General features: G+C 73.5%; 10 protein-coding genes and 1 pseudogene. 7 read left to right on the top strand and 4 right to left on the bottom strand.

Annotated features, from left to right (window positions below):
- Positions 1-44: 44 nt before the first annotated feature.
- Positions 45-881: pseudogene (locus tag ACIQPR_RS38610) on the bottom strand (DMT family transporter); the annotation flags it as partial.
- 47 nt (positions 882-928) lie between these two features.
- On the opposite strand from ACIQPR_RS38610, the gene ACIQPR_RS38605 reads away from it, so the two are divergent.
- The 5 genes from ACIQPR_RS38605 to ACIQPR_RS38585 all read left to right on the top strand — a co-directional run bounded on the left by ACIQPR_RS38605 (position 929) and on the right by ACIQPR_RS38585 (position 9,892).
- Positions 929-2,386 (top strand): PLP-dependent aminotransferase family protein, encoded by a 1,458-nt coding sequence (locus tag ACIQPR_RS38605; protein ID WP_403658550.1) that lies wholly within the window; start codon positions 929-931, stop codon positions 2,384-2,386.
- Between the two features lie 106 nt (positions 2,387-2,492).
- Positions 2,493-4,076, top strand: coding sequence for an alkaline phosphatase D family protein (locus tag ACIQPR_RS38600; protein ID WP_403658547.1), 1,584 nt, complete (start codon positions 2,493-2,495; stop codon positions 4,074-4,076).
- Between the two features lie 141 nt (positions 4,077-4,217).
- The gene (locus ACIQPR_RS38595) at positions 4,218-5,621 is read left to right on the top strand and encodes an SWIM zinc finger family protein (RefSeq protein ID WP_403658544.1); all 1,404 of its coding nucleotides are present in this window, start codon (positions 4,218-4,220) and stop codon (positions 5,619-5,621) included.
- The gene (locus ACIQPR_RS38590; RefSeq protein WP_403658541.1) at positions 5,618-8,278 is read left to right on the top strand and encodes a DUF6493 family protein; all 2,661 of its coding nucleotides are present in this window, start codon (positions 5,618-5,620) and stop codon (positions 8,276-8,278) included. The genes ACIQPR_RS38595 and ACIQPR_RS38590 overlap by 4 nt, the downstream gene beginning before the upstream one ends.
- A 144-nt stretch (positions 8,279-8,422) precedes the next feature.
- Positions 8,423-9,892, top strand: coding sequence for a GNAT family N-acetyltransferase (locus ACIQPR_RS38585; RefSeq protein WP_403658538.1), 1,470 nt, complete (start codon positions 8,423-8,425; stop codon positions 9,890-9,892).
- On the opposite strand, the gene ACIQPR_RS38580 is transcribed toward ACIQPR_RS38585, so the two are convergent.
- Complete coding sequence (locus tag ACIQPR_RS38580) at positions 9,861-11,207, bottom strand: trans-sulfuration enzyme family protein (RefSeq protein ID WP_403658535.1); 1,347 nt, start codon at positions 11,205-11,207, stop codon at positions 9,861-9,863. The two genes, ACIQPR_RS38585 and ACIQPR_RS38580, sit on opposite strands and share 32 nt — an antisense overlap.
- A 60-nt stretch (positions 11,208-11,267) precedes the next feature.
- On the opposite strand from ACIQPR_RS38580, the gene ACIQPR_RS38575 reads away from it, so the two are divergent.
- Complete coding sequence (locus tag ACIQPR_RS38575; RefSeq protein WP_403658532.1) at positions 11,268-11,762, top strand: Lrp/AsnC family transcriptional regulator; 495 nt, start codon at positions 11,268-11,270, stop codon at positions 11,760-11,762.
- 33 nt (positions 11,763-11,795) lie between these two features.
- Positions 11,796-13,487 carry a DUF885 domain-containing protein gene (locus ACIQPR_RS38570; protein WP_403658529.1) on the top strand — a complete coding sequence of 564 codons (1,692 nt, stop codon included), beginning with the start codon at positions 11,796-11,798 and terminating at the stop codon, positions 13,485-13,487.
- A gap of 37 nt (positions 13,488-13,524) precedes the next feature.
- Here the strand turns inward: ACIQPR_RS38570 and ACIQPR_RS38565 are convergent, their stop codons facing one another.
- Both ACIQPR_RS38565 and ACIQPR_RS38560 read right to left on the bottom strand, forming a co-directional pair.
- Positions 13,525-14,043, bottom strand: coding sequence for an immunity 21 family protein (locus tag ACIQPR_RS38565; RefSeq protein WP_403658526.1), 519 nt, complete (start codon positions 14,041-14,043; stop codon positions 13,525-13,527).
- 104 nt (positions 14,044-14,147) lie between these two features.
- Positions 14,148-14,588, bottom strand: coding sequence for a rhodanese-like domain-containing protein (locus ACIQPR_RS38560; RefSeq protein WP_403658523.1), 441 nt, complete (start codon positions 14,586-14,588; stop codon positions 14,148-14,150).
- Between the last annotated feature and the right edge of the window lie 12 nt (positions 14,589-14,600).

Below are 14,600 nucleotides of genomic sequence, written 5' to 3'. Positions count from 1 at the left end.
CGGCGCGGGAACCACGTCGGCCAACCTGATCCCAGGGCCACCCCGGCGCCGACGAGGGCGCTGCCGAGGGCCTGGGCGGCCCCGTAGGAGCCCGTCGCGACCAGGGGTGCGGTACCGGCCGCCGCGACCGGGATGAGGCCGGAGAAGAGCGTGGCGCGCTCCGCGCCGATCCGCTGCAAGCCCATGTACCAGCACACGAAGCCGACGACCGTCACGACCGCCGCCTGCCACAGCAGCGCGACGGTCTCGGTGGTGTCGGGGCGCCGCAGCCAGCCGCTCCCGTCCAGGACCAGCCCTGCCGTCGCCGCCTCGATCGCGGCCACACCGCACACCGCGGCCGACAGCAACCGCGGCCCCAGGGGGCGCAGTACGGGCACCGCGAGCACCGCGAAGCCCACCTCGCCCGCGAGTGCGCACCCGGAGAAGGCGATTCCGGCGGCGTCCGTACGGCCCCACCCCTGGACGGTGAACGCGCCGACGGCGACGACCGACGCCCCGTAGAGGACCGTCGTGCGCGGTCGGCGTCCCTCAAGGAGCGGGACCAGGGTCGCGACGACCACGGGGGCGCAGCCCACGAACACGCCCGGGACGGCCGGTTCGGCGCTGTGCTCGGCGGCGATGACGGCCAGGTTGAAGCCGACCATGCCGATGGCCGCGAGCAGTGCGAGCCGGGCACATTGACGGACTGTGAGCGCGCGCAGCCGGGCCGCCGCGCCCTTGCCGGCGAAGGGCAGCAGCAGGAGGCAGGCGAGGCCGTAGCGCAGGAACTGGCCGCCCGCGTACGGGTAGTGGCCGAGAACGCTGTTGGCGGTGAAGGACGCGCCGACGAGGACGCAGGCGAAGGCGGCGAGCGGGGCGCCGCGGGCGGCGGTTGCGGTCATGACGGCGACGCTAGGGAGCGGGATGGTCCGGTTTAAGGTCCACTTCCATGACGTCATCTCCGACCAATCCGGTGGGGCCGACCGACCCGGCGGGCGGGACGGCTTCCGCCGCGTGGGAACTGCTGCTGCCCGCCGCCTCCGCACCGGCACGCACGCGTGGCCGTTCGCTCCAGGCCGCGTTGCGGGAGGCGGTGCGCTCGGAGCGGCTGGTGCCGGGCACGCGGTTGCCGTCGAGCCGGGATCTGGCGGCCGACCTCGGGGTGTCGCGCGGACTGGTCACGGAGGCGTACGAGCAGTTGACGGCGGAGGGCTATCTGCGCAGCGGCCGGGGTGCGGGCACCTGGGTGGGCGGCGCCGTGCGGGCGGCGCGGCCCCGCGCGCGTGATCTCGCACCGCGCTCCCCCGCCGCCCGGGTCGACTTCGTGCCCGGCACCCCGGACCTGTCGCTGTTCCCCCGCTCGGCCTGGGCCGCCGCGCAGCGCGGTGTGCTGGCGGACGCGCCGCACGACCTGCTCGGCTACCCCGATCCGCGCGGGCTGCCCCGGTTGCGCACCGCGCTCGCGGAACTGCTGGCGCGCCGCAGGGGCGTGGTCGCCGACCCCGAGCGGCTGATCGTGGTCTCCGGAGTGGCCCAGGCGACGACGCTGCTCGGATTCGTGCTCCACGCGCGCGGGACACGCACCGTGGGCGTGGAGGACCCCGGCAGCCCCCAGCACGACGCCCTGTACGCGTCGGCGGGCGTCACCGCCGTACCGCTGCCCCTGGACGACGAGGGCCTGGCCGTCGGGCCGCTGCGGACGTCCGGCGTACGGGCCGTGGTGGTGACGCCCGCCCATCAGTTCCCCACGGGCATCGCCTACTCCGCGCGGCGACGCGCCCAACTCCTCGACTGGGCGCGGTCGGTGGACGGCCTCCTCTTCGAGGACGACTACGACGGCGACTTCCGCTACGACCGGGCCCCGGTGGGCGCGCTCCAGGGCCTCGACCCGGAGCATGTCGCCTACGCGGGCTCGGTCAGCAAATCGCTCGCCCCGGGACTGCGGCTCGGCTGGCTCCTGGTGCCCGAGTCCCTGGCGGACGAGGTCGTCGAGCGCAAGCGGACCATGGACCTCGGCCACCCGACCCTCGACCAGGCGCTGTTCGCCCGCTTCCTGGAACGCGGCGACTACGACCGCCAGCTGCGCCGCTGCCAGCGCGCCTACCGGCAGCGCCGCGACACCCTCGTCGCCGCCCTGGAGGAGCACTTCCCCGGGGCGGAGGTGACCGGGATCGCGGCAGGACTGCACGTCATCGCCGAACTCCCGGAGCGGTACGGCCCGCAGGACGGCTTCCTGGAGCGGGCGGCCTCCGCCGGTGTCGCGGTGCGCCCGCTCACGGCGTACACGCACGCGCGGGCGGGCGACGCGGTCGTCCGGCTGGTGCTGGGCTACGCGCATCTGGCTCCCGGCCGGATCCGCGCGGGGGTACGGCTGATGGCCGGGGCCGTGCGCCCGGACGGCCGCTGAAGTCACCGCGTCGCGTTGTTCACCCATGGTTTGCGTCCCCGCTGCGGCGCACCAGTAGTTGTGGCGGTGCACCCTGACCGCATCCCGTCCGTGGAGGCGCAACCCCATGTCGCATCGCCCGTTCCCCGCCCGCCGCAGCGTCCTGCGCGGCACCTTGGCCGCGTCGGCGGCCCTGACCGTGCCCGGCGCCCTCGGGGCCGCGCCCGCCTTCGCCCGGTCCGGACGTCCGAAGGCGGGCTGGGGTGTGCAGGCGGGGGACGTGACCTCCGACTCCGGTCTGGTGTGGGTGCGTTCGGACCGTCCGGCCCGGATGGTCGTGGAGACCTCGGCCACCGAGTCGTTCCGCGCCCCGCACCGGTGGCACGGTCCGCTGCTCGGCCCGGACACCGACTTCACCGGCACCACCCGGCTGAGCGGACTGCCTTCGGGGCAGCAGATCCACTACCGGGTCCTGCTCGCCGACCCCGACGACCCGCGCCGCACCGGCGAGCCGGTCACCGGCACGTTCCGTACGGTGCCCACCGGGCGGCGCGGGGTGCGCTTCCTGTGGTCCGGGGACCTGGCGGGCCAGGGCTGGGGCATCAACCCGGATCTCGGCGGCTACCGCATCTACGACGCGATGGCGAAGCTGGACCCGGACTTCTTCGTGTGCAGCGGCGACAACATCTACGCCGACGGCCCGATCACCGCGACCCAGGCGCTGCCCGACGGCAGCCTGTACCGGAACGTCACCACGGAGGAGAAGTCCAAGGTCGCCGAGACCCTGGCCGAGTTCCGGGGCAATTTCCGCTACAACCTGCTCGACGAGAACCTCAGACGCTTCAACGCCCAGGTGCCCTCGATCATCCAGTGGGACGACCACGAGGTCCGCAACAACTGGTACCCGGGCGAGGTCATCGCCGCCACGGACACCCGGTACACGGAGAAGAGCGTCGACGCCCTCGCGGTGCGCGCCCGGCGCGCGTTCAGCGAGTACTTCCCGGTCTCGACGCTGCGGCCGGGCGCGAAGGAGGGCCGGGTCCAGCGGGTGATGCGGCACGGTCCGCTGCTGGACGTGTTCGTCCTGGACATGCGGACGTACCGCAACGCCAACTCTCCCGACAAGCAGACCGTGGACCCGCAGGGCATCCTCGGCAGGGAGCAACTGGAGTGGCTCAAGCGGGAGTTGTCCCGGTCGCGCGCGGTGTGGAAGGTGATCGCCGCCGACATGCCGCTCGGCCTGGTCGTGCCCGACGCCACCGAGGGCAAGGCCAACATCGAGGCGGTCGCGCAGGGCGACCCGGGCGCGCCGCTGGGGCGTGAGCTCCAGATCGCCGAGCTGCTGCGGTACATCAAGCACCGGCGGATCACCGGCACGGTGTGGCTGACGGCCGACGTGCACCACACCTCCGCCCAGCACTACCAGCCCTCGCGGGCCGCGTTCACCGACTTCGAGCCGTTCTGGGAGTTCGTCTCCGGTCCGCTGAACGCGGGCGCATTCCCCGCCAGCGAACTCGACAACACCTTCGGTCCGGAGCGGGTGTTCGTGAAGGCGCCGACCGCGCAGAACGTGTCGCCGGCCCAGGGCTACCAGTTCTTCGGCGAGGTCGACATCGACGGCCACAGCGGGGAACTGACGGTGCGTCTGCGGGAGTCGGACGGCACCGTGCTGTTCACCCGGACGCTTCAGCCGGGCCGGGTCGGCCAGTAACCCCACTCCCCTCGGACCTGTGCCGCGCACCGGCGTCGTCCCCCGGTGCGCGGCGGGTTCCGAGGCTTCCCGATCATCCGCGTCAGAATCGCGTTTCCGCAGGTCAGACCCATTGTCAGTGGCGGCCTCTACGGTTTTTCCATGACGCGATCCTTGCAGGCCGTGACCTATCGCCGACCCTCCGCGCTGGAGTCGTCGGAGGGTGGACGGCGCCTCGGGCTGGAGACCTCACACGGCGCGACGCCTTCGGGCGCCACCGACCATCCGCGCTTCTTCGCGGGCTTCCTGACCTCGCCTCAGGTGGCCGCGGCGGCGCTGCTTGCGGTGGCCGACGTGGCGGGCGCGCGGTACTACCAGCGTCAACTGGCGGCCTCCCTCGACCCGGTGGTGACGGCGGGCGGTGACCGGCTGCGCTTCGAGTCCTTCTCCGGCTGCGGCGGGGTGTACGCGCGACTGGACGTCCTCGGCCCCGGACTCGACGGCGGCGAGGTGGCCCACGGCACGACGAACGTCGACGTCAACAACCCCCTGCGCGAGGCGCTGTCCCGGATCGGCTCGGACGACCCGCTCCATCTGCGGGTCGGCCCCGAGGAGTTGGCCGTGACCACGCTGGACGGCCCGGTGCTGGAGAAGAAGGTGCCGCTCCCGGACCGCTGGCTGCGCGGCTTCGCGGAGGCCCAGGTGATCGCGGCCGGCTTCGACCTGCGCGCCGAACTGCCCGCGCCGGAGGCGGTGCGCTTCCTGCGCTCGCTCCCCAAGGCCGGTGCGCGCGGCGCCGCGAGCGGCCCCCGCTGGGTCGTACCGGCGGGCCGCGGCCTGCGCCCCACCACCCGCCCCGTACCGGGCGCCGTATGCCTGCCGGGTCCTGAGCGGCTGATAGCCCTCCAGCGGGTTCTGCGCCACGCGACGGCCCTGCGGATCTACGGCCCCTCCGTCATCGGCACCACCGCCACGGCCGGCGCGTGGGAGGCCGTCCTGCCCGGGATGCGGCTGACGCTCACGCTGTCGCCGGACGCGTCGCGCGGCTTCTCCGGCGAGGGCGGGGTGCTGGACGCGCTCACGGCCGACGAGGCGGGCGCGGACGCCGAGTTGATCGCCGTGCTGCTGGCGTGGGAGCCCCGGATCGACGTCGCCGACCTGGCTGCCGCCTCGGGGCTGACCGCCGAGCGGGTCCGCGCCGCGCTGATCCGGCTGGGCACTTCGGGGCGGGTCGGGTACGACACGGCGGAGGCGGCCTACTTCCACCGTGAACTGCCGTACGACGCAGGGCGCGTGGAGCGGCACAACCCCCGGCTGCGGTCGGCCCGCGCGCTGGTGGCGGCGGGCGCGGTGCGCCTGGAGGGCGCGATCGGCGCGGTGACGGCCGAGGACGGCCATGTGCACCGGGTGCGGGACGAGGCGGGGGTACTGAGTTGCAGCTGTGTGTGGTGGGCGAAGTACCGGGGCGGGCGCGGGCCGTGCAAGCACGCGCTGGCGGTACGGATGGTGCGGCGGGGCGCCGCGGCGGAGCGGGACATGGTTCGGATCGACGGGGGCGTGCGATGAGTGAGCTGATGGATGCGGTGCGGGCCGGACGGACCGCCGAGGCGGTGGGGCTGCTCGACGGGCTGACGGATGCCGAACGCCGGTCATTCCGGCCGGAGTTGAAGGATCTCCGCAAGGAGCTGCGCACCGCGCCGTGGGGGCATCCGGCGCGCCTCGCCCATCCGACGCTGCACGCGGTCGGCGCCGCCTGCGAGACGGGGGCGGCTGCCGCCGCGAGCTGGATCGCGGCCGGTGACATGCGCTGGTCGCGGTCGTCGTCGGCGCTGCTGATCCACGTCCTGGGCGACCGCGATCCCTCCTGGCTGGGTGATCTGACGCACCGCCTCGCCGGGCGTCCGGCCTCCGCCGATGTGTCGTACGAGCTGATGGCCGGTCTGGTGCGGCTCTCCGGTTGTCCGGTGCCGACGACGGAGGCCTATGTGCAGGCCTGGGTGATGCACACCGGTCAGCTGTGGCAGCGCGGGGACACCCTGTTCGACCGGCTGCGCAGGGATCCCTACCTCGCGGAGCTGATCGCCGCGCTCTTCGAGACGAACGACATCGCCGGCCCCATAGAGTGGTCCTCGGCGCGGGACGTCGAGAGCTGGGGTGAGGCGATCGCCCGGCTCACCGTCGAAGGCGCCCTGGACCGGAAGCGGACGGTGGACGCCTGTGTGGCCCGGCTGCTGCGCGGCGGTTCGACCGTCGATCACCGGGCGTTCCTACGGGTGTTGAAGGCGCTCGCCCTCACCCGCGAGGAGGAGCGGGCGCGCATCGCCGACTGGCTGGCGCTGGCCTCGGACGCGGCGCCCACCGTGGCCGCGCACGCCCAGGCGGTGCTCGGATCCCTGGCACTGGACGGGGAGTTGCCGCCACGCCGGCTGGCGGAGATGTCCGACGCGGTGCTGTTCAGGTCCGAGAAGAAGCTCGTCCGGGCGCAGCTCGTGCTGCTGGGGAAGGTGCTGGCACGGGACGCGTCGGCCGCGGTCGAGGTGCTGCCCGCCCTCGCGTTCACCTTCGGGCACCAGGACTCCGAGGTGCAGGAGCGGGCGCTGAAACTGGTCGAGCGGCACGTGAAGAAGGTCGACTCCCCCGAGCTGCGGGCCGAACTCGCCTCGGCGGCCGAGCAGTTGACCCCCGCGCTGCGCGCCCGTGCGGTCGGGACGCTGGGGGCGGCGCCGGTCACCGCGGCGGCGGTCCACGAGGAGGTGCTTCCGCCGCCCCCGGTGCCGGTGCGCCTGGCGCCGGTTCCCGAGTCGGCGGTCGAACTCGCCGAGGAAGTGGGGGCGTTGCTGGCGTCCGACGGTGATGTGTCGGCGTTCGAGCGGGCGTTGGACGGACTGGTCCGCCATGCCTACGAGGACCGGGACGCGCTGGTGGAGGCGTTGGGGCCGGTGTGCGCGCGCCTGTGGTGGGGCGGTTCCGATCCGGACGACGTCCGTGTGGACAACCGCTTCGGCAGGAATCACCACGGATTCAACAGCGTGGCGGACAGCCTCGACCTCCTGCTGGCCACCCTCCGGGGCAAGGTGCGCACCACCACGCTCCACGATGCCGTCCAGCACGGCCGCTCCCGGTCCCGGTCGTGCGGACACAGCCCGCTGTCCGACGCCTTCGGCTCGCGCGTCTGGGAGGTGGCGTACCGCATCCGCGTGGAGCCGCTGCCGTTCCTGCTGTCGACTCCCAGCTGGAGCACAGGCCTGCTGGAGCCGGACGAGCTGGTGGACCGGCTCGACACCTACCGGCGGCTGGGCGCGCGGGTCTCGGCGGCGGACTTCGCGCAGGCGCTGCTGCGGGTGCGCCGTACGGACCCGGCGGCGGCAGCCGCGGCGGCCGGGCGCGCGGCGGCGCTCGGTACGGCGGAGGGCCTCCGGCTCGCCCGCTGGCTGTCGTCCGGGGAACCCGTGCTGCCCACGAGTCGGCGACGCTCCTCCGGGGTCTGTGTCCAGCTCGAATTCGGTGAACTCGTCTCGCTCCAGGCCGACTTCCCGGCCGGGTTCCGGGAGCTGGGACAGCCGACGACGGTCTACGGCGAGCGCTGGTACTGCTATCACTGGAACCGGGGCATGCAGCAGCACTGGCTCGCGATACTGCCCGAGCTGCGCGAGCTGGTGGCGGTGCGGCTGCTGCGGGAGGTGTCCGGCGCGGCCGTGGACGACATCCGGGGCGCGGCCACCGTCCTCCCGGCGCTGGCCGAGTCCGACGGCGCCGCCGGTGAGGCGACGCACCTGTGCGTGGCGTACGGGCTCGGCGCCCGACACGCCGAGGACCGGCTCGCCGCGGTGGACGCCCTGCTGGTGCTCGCGGCGCGGGGACAGCTGGACGGGGCCCGGCTGGGCGCGGACCTCGGGCAGTTGGTGCGGAGCGGTGCGGTGAAGCCGTCGCGGCTCGCCGAGTCACTGCGGACGGCGGCGGCCACCGGGGCGAACACGAGCATATGGGGGATTTCCCGGCCCGTCCTGACCGAGTTGCTCGCCGACCTCGACGGCGAGACCAGGCCCGCGCTGGCGCGGGGGCTCGGGGACCTGCTGGCCGTGGCCGCCGAGTGCGCTGAGCGGTCCGGGGCGCGCGGCGAACTGCCGCAACTGGCGCAGACGGCGGACCGGACCGGCTCGTCCCGACTGGTCACCCAGGCACGTCGGCTGCGCAGCGCGCTGGTGGCGGAGGTGGCCGCATGACGTAGGAGAGCGGGGCTGACCTTCGGGTCGGCGCACTCGTAAAAAGAACAGCAAAAGGTACAGAACCACGCTTTTACCGGTCGGTCACAGAGCGTTCGTGATCACGCAACACCCTTCCTTCACAGTTGTTGCATGAGTAGAGACATGTCTGATGTGACGCGCACACGGCACGGGCGTCCGGTGCACCACTGGCGGCGCGACCTGGTCGAACTGGCCGCGCTGTTCACGGCGGTCGCGGTAGCCGACATCGTGGCGAACCTGGTGGGGCACGGGCCCGGGGGCCCGGCGCTGCTGGCGATCTCCGCGTTCGCGCTGCTCGCCACGGCGGGGTTCCACACATGGTGGTCACGCCGCCACGGTCACGCGCCCCCTACGGGCGATACCGGTTCCACGGGCGATACCGGCGCCCGGTCGGCCGCGCGGGTGCGGCAGGCCGGGCCTCGCGGACCGGAGTCCCCGAGCGGGTCCGGGCCGGAGCAGCAGCCGTCGTCCGTGGCACCCGACGACGTGGCCGAGCCGGCCGCGTTGTGGCGGATGCGGACCACGGTGCGGGACGCGCCCGGATCGCTGGCCGCGCTGTGCACGGCGCTGGCCGGTCGGCAGGTCGACATCCTGAGCCTCCAGACGCATCCGCTGGCCGAGGGCACGGTGGACGAGTTCCTGCTGCGGGCGCCCGGTGAGGTCGCGGCCTCCGAGATCACCCGGGTGGTGGCCGCGGCCGGCGGTTCGAGCACCTGGATCGAGCGGGCCGACGCCCACGATCTGGTGGACGCGCCGACCCGGGTCCTGGGCCTGGCCACCCGTACGGCCCTGGACGCGGCGGAACTGCCGCTGGCGCTGCGGCAGTTGCTGGGCCGCTGCACCATCCGTTCGCTGCCCGCGACCGCTCCGGGCAAGGGACGCGAGTCGGAGTCGGTGCCGGCGGAGGGGTCGTTGGAGGACACGGTGCTGCGGCTGCGGGCGCCGGAGGGGGGAGTGATCACGGTGGAGCGGCCGTATCTGCCGTTCACGCCCACCGAGTTCGCCCGGGCGCGGGCCCTGGTGGAGCTGGACGCCCGGCTCGGTCCGCGGATCCCGCGCAGCCAGGACGTGCTGACGCTGCCCGAGGGCAACGCGATCACCGTACGGCGCGCGGACACCGGCGATCTGGAGGCGGCGCGGGAGATGCACGAGCGCTGCTCGGCGCGGACGCTCGGGATGCGGTACCACGGGCCGGTCGGTGACGCCGACCGCTATCTCAACCACCTGCTCTCCCCGCGCTTCGGGCGGACCCTCGCGGTGCAGACCGCCTCGGGGCGGATCGTCGGACTCGGGCATCTGCTGTGGGACGGGGACGAGACGGAGGTCGCGCTGCTCGTCGAGGACGACTGGCAACGGCGGGGCATCGGCAGCGAGTTGCTGGGGCGGCTGGTGGCGATGGCCGTCGAGGCGGGCTGCGAGAGCGTGTACGCCGTGACGCAGGCGTCCAACACGGGGATGGTGGCGGCGATGCGGGGGCTTGAGCTGCCGCTCGACTATCAGATCGAGGAGGGGACGTTGGTGGTCACGGCCCGGCTGGACACGGCGGCGACCTCTGTGGACGTCACGGAGTTCGGGAGGGCCCAGGCGCCGTAGCGACGGCGGCCGAGTCGGCGGAGGCCGAGGCGGAGGCGGGGGCGGGGGCAGGGGCAGGGACAGGGACAGGGGCGTGGACGGGATCGTTGTGGCCGGTCGCGCCCCGCGGCCCGGCCGCGCACGAAGACCGCCCCGCGCCCCGACGGCCGGACTCCAGCGCCCGGTCCAGATCCGTCCACAGGTCGTCCACGTCCTCCAGGCCCACCGACAGCCTCAGCAGCCGGTCGCCGACGCCCGCACCCCGCCGGTCCGCCTCGCCCACCACCCGGTGGCTGATCGACGCCGGATGCTGGATCAGGCTGTCCACGCTGCCGAGGCTCACCGCCGGGGTGACGAGGCGGACGGCGGCGATGACCTCGTGGGGGTCGCCGCGGGTCTCGAACGCGATCATCGCGCCGCCGATGCGCGGGTAGTGGACGCGGCTCACGCGCGGGTCGGCGGCGAGGCGACGGGCGAGTTCGGCGGCGGTGGCGGACGCGGCCCGTACCCGGACCGGCAGGGTCGCGAGGCCGCGCAGCAGCAGGTAGCCGGCCAGCGGATGCAGTACGCCGCCGGTCGCGAAGCGGATCTGACGCAGCCGGCCGGCGAACTCCTCGTCGCAGGCCACCACGCCCGCCATCACGTCACCGTGCCCGCCGAGGTACTTGGTGGCGCTGTGCAGCACGAGGCGCGCGCCGTGTTCGGCGGGGCGTTGCAGGACGGGGGTGGCGAAGGTGTTGTCCGCGAGGAGCGGCACCGAGCCGCAGGAGTGGGCGACGGCGCGCAGGTCGAGTTCGGCGAGGGTCGGGTTGGCCGGTGACTCGACGACGACCAGTCCGGTGTCGGGGCGCAGCGCGTCGGCGATGCCGGCCGGGTCGGTCCAGGTGACCTCGGAGCCGAGCAGTCCGGCGGTGAGGAGGTGGTCGCTACAGCCGTAGAGGGGTCGTACGGCCACGATGTGCCGCAGCCCCAGTGAGGCGCGCGCCAGGAGGACGGCGGTCAGGGCCGCCATGCCGCTGGCGAAGGCGACCGCGCTGTCGGTGCCTTCGAGGCGGGCGAGGGCGGTCTCGAAGCGGGCGACGGTCGGGTTGCCGAGCCGGCCGTAGACGGGCGGGCCGTCGGGTTCGGCGCCGGTGGTGGCGAAGGCGTCGATACGGGCGGCCTCGCCTCGGCTGTCGTACGACGGGTAGGTGGTCGAGAGGTCGATGGGCGGGGCGTGCAGGCCCTGGCGGGCGAGGTCGTCGCGGCCGGCGTGCACGGCTTCGGTGTCCGGCGCCCACCGGGCCGGGGCGGGATCCGGGCTCGTGGTGTCCGTGGGGAGACTCGTGGTGTCCATGGGGAGAAGGGTGAACATCTACCGGGTTCACGGGGCGGATCTCCGTGTTACGTTCGGCCGATGACCGACTCCGTCGTACTCGATCCGGTCGACCTTCATCTGCTGCGGCTGTTGCAGAACGACGCCCGGACGACGTATCGCGAGCTCGCCGCGCAGGTCGGGGTCGCGCCCTCGACATGTCTGGACCGGGTCACGCGCCTGCGCCGGGCCGGTGTCATCCTCGGGCATCAACTGCGGCTGGATCCCGCGAAGTTGGGGCGTGGTCTGGAGGCGCTGCTGTCGGTGCAGGTCAGACCGCACCGGCGGGAGTTGGTGGGGCCGTTCGTGGAGCGGGTGCGGGCGTTGCCGGAGTCGCGGACGGTGTTCCATCTGACCGGGCCGGACGACTATCTCGTCCATGTCGCCGTCGCGGACATGGCGGATCTGCAACGGCTGGTCCTCGACGAGTTCACGTCGCGGCGGGAAGTGGCGCGCGTGGAGACCCGGTTGATCTTCCAGCAGTGGGACTGCGGGCCCTTGCTGCCACTTGCCACGCCCGTAGCTGAATCGGGGTGACGGGCCGAAGTCCCAGGTACGAGGATGGTCCCCATGTCGCAGACCAACACTCCGCTGCCCCGGCAGGTCGCCGACGCCTACGTCGACGATCTCATCGCCCTCAACCCGGTCATCGGTACGTATCTCGGCGTCAAGGAGAGTTCGGGCAGGCTGCCCGATCTCTCCCCGGCGGGTCAGGAGCGCCTCGCGGAGCTTCAGCGGGCGACCCTCGCGAAGCTCGACGAGGCGGAGCGCCGGCCCGGCGCGGACAGTGGTGTCGAGCGCCGGTGCGCGCGTCTGCTGCGCGAGCGGCTGACCGCCGCACTCGGCGTGCACGACACCGAGGAAGGGCTGCGCGAGGTGGGCAACATGCACACCCCCGCGCACGCGGTGCGTGATGTGTTCACGGTGACGCCCGCGCAGACCGACGAGGACTGGGCGGCGATCGCCGAGCGGCTGCGCGCGGTGCCCGCCGCGCTGGCCGGCTACCGCGAGTCCCTCCAACTCGGCCTGGACCGCAAGCTGTTCGCGGGCCCGCGTCCCACGGCCACCTTCGTCGAGCAGCTCACCGAGTGGTCGGACCCGGACGGCGCGGGCCGCGGCTGGTACGAGGACTTCGCCTCGGCCGGGCCCGAGTCCCAGCGCGCCGAGCTGGACGAGGCGGCCCGCGGGGCGACCGCGGCGGTGGTCGAGCTGCGGGACTGGCTGCGCGACGTGTACGCGCCGGCGATCGAGGGCGCGCCGAACACGGTGGGCCGTGAGCGGTACGCGCGCTGGGCCCGCTACTACAACGGCACGGAGCTGGACCTCGACGAGGCGTACGCGTACGGCTGGTCCGAGTACCGCAGGCTGCTCGCGGAGATGAAGCGCGAGGCCGAGAAGATCCTGCCCGGGGCCGAGACCCCGTGGGTGGCGCTCGCCCATCTCGACGAGCACGGCCGGCACATCGAGGGCGTCGACGAGGTCCGCGACTGGCTCCAGGGCGTGATGGACCGGGCGATCGACGACCTGGACGGCACCCACTTCGAACTCGCCGAGCGGGTACGGCGGGTGGAGTCGCGGATCGCCCCCGCGGGCAGTGCTGCCGCGCCGTACTACACGGCTCCCACGCCGGACTTCTCGCGGCCGGGCCGCACTTGGCTGCCGACGATGGGACAGACCCGGTTCCCGGTCTACGACCTCGTCTCGACCTGGTACCACGAGGGTGTGCCCGGCCATCACCTCCAGCTCGCCCAGTGGGCGCATGTCGCCGAGGACCTGTCGCGCTACCAGGCGTCCGTGGGCATGGTGAGCGCCAACGCCGAGGGCTGGGCGCTGTACGCGGAGCAACTGATGGACGAGCTGGGCTACTTGAGCGACGCGGAGGAGCGGCTCGGCTATCTGGACGGACAGATGATGCGGGCCACCCGGATCATCGTCGACATCGGTATGCACCTGGAGCTGGAGATCCCGGCGGACTCGCCCTTCCGTCCGGGCGAGCGGTGGACGCCGGAGCTGGCGCAGGAGTTCTTCGGCGCGCACAGCAGCCGTCCGGCGGACTTCGTGGAGAGCGAGCTGACCCGCTATCTCACGATCCCGGGCCAGGCCATCGGCTACAAACTCGGCCAGCGCGCCTGGCTGTCGGGCCGGGAGAACGCACGGCAGCGGCACGGCGACGACTTCGACCTGAAGGCCTGGCACATGGCCGCGCTGTCGCAGGGTTCGCTGGGCCTCGACGACCTGGTGGACGAGTTGTCGCAGCTGTGACGCACCCGCCCGGGGCCGAAGTCCCTTCGGCCCCGGGTCAGTTGGGAAGCCGTCGTAGCTGCACCAGGCCCAGCCAGGTCTCCGGGCCCGGCTGGGCGCTGCCCGCGCGGACCGCGTAGCGTCCCGGTTCCAGGTCGACCCGCAGATGCTCGGTGCCCTCGGAGTCGCGGCCGGGCCACGCCGAGTCGAACAGCACCAGCGGTCCCGGGACGTCCCACCGCACCTCGTTCTCCCAGGTCGCGGCGGCGAGCGCGGCGGGCACTTTGGCCAGCACCTCGTCCTCGGAGTCCGCGGCGCACCACCGTACGAACGTGCCGTGCTCCGGCAGGAAGGACGTCGAGGCGGGTTCGTCGCCCAGGACCAGGGCCGCGCTGTCCCCCACCGGCAGCAGGCCGGCGTACCCGCCGACCTCGCACGCCCGGTCGTAGTCCGAGGCCAGTTCGTCGCCGTCGGCGCCCGTCCAGAACGGCAGCACCGTCTCCGGTACCGCTATGAGCGGCCCGCCGCCCGACTCCACCCACTGCACCGCCGTGCCCGCCTCCACGTCTCGCGCCATGGGCAGAACCTAACGCACAGCGAGCCCACATGTTCAGGGTTCGACGGGCCGCGTGTGCCGCCAATTCGCCTGCGCCTCCGGCCCGTTCGCGGGCGCCGCCGACATCAGCAGCCGCAGTCGTCCGAGTCCACCGGCGCCGTCAGCGGGTCGGCGGGGCGGCGCTCCTTCCCCTGCCAGGTCTCGAACTCGAAGCCCTCGCGCGCCCAGTACTCGAAGCCGCCGAGCATCTCCCTTACCTGGTAGCCGAGTTCGGCGAGGGCGAGGGCCGCGCGGGTGGCGCCGTTGCACCCGGGGCCCCAGCAGTACGTCACCACCGGCACGGACCTGTCGAGGAGTTGCCCGGCCTGTTCGGGGATGAGCGCGGTGGGGAGATGGACCGCTCCGGGGATGTGCCCCTGGTCCCAGGACGCGGTGGAGCGCGAGTCCACGACGACGAACGCGGGGTCGCCGGACGCGAGCGCGGCGGCGACGTCGGAGACGTCGGTGGAGAACGCGAGACTCGCGCGGAAGTGGGCGGCGGCTGCCGCCGGGGTGGTGCTGCTCATGGACCGGCCTTT

Origin of the sequence: Streptomyces sp. NPDC091280 (assembly GCF_044768565.1) — a bacterium.
Taxonomy (GTDB): domain Bacteria; phylum Actinomycetota; class Actinomycetes; order Streptomycetales; family Streptomycetaceae; genus Streptomyces.
Note: the sequence above shows the minus strand (reverse complement) of the source record. Positions and strands in the feature narration are given on the sequence as shown.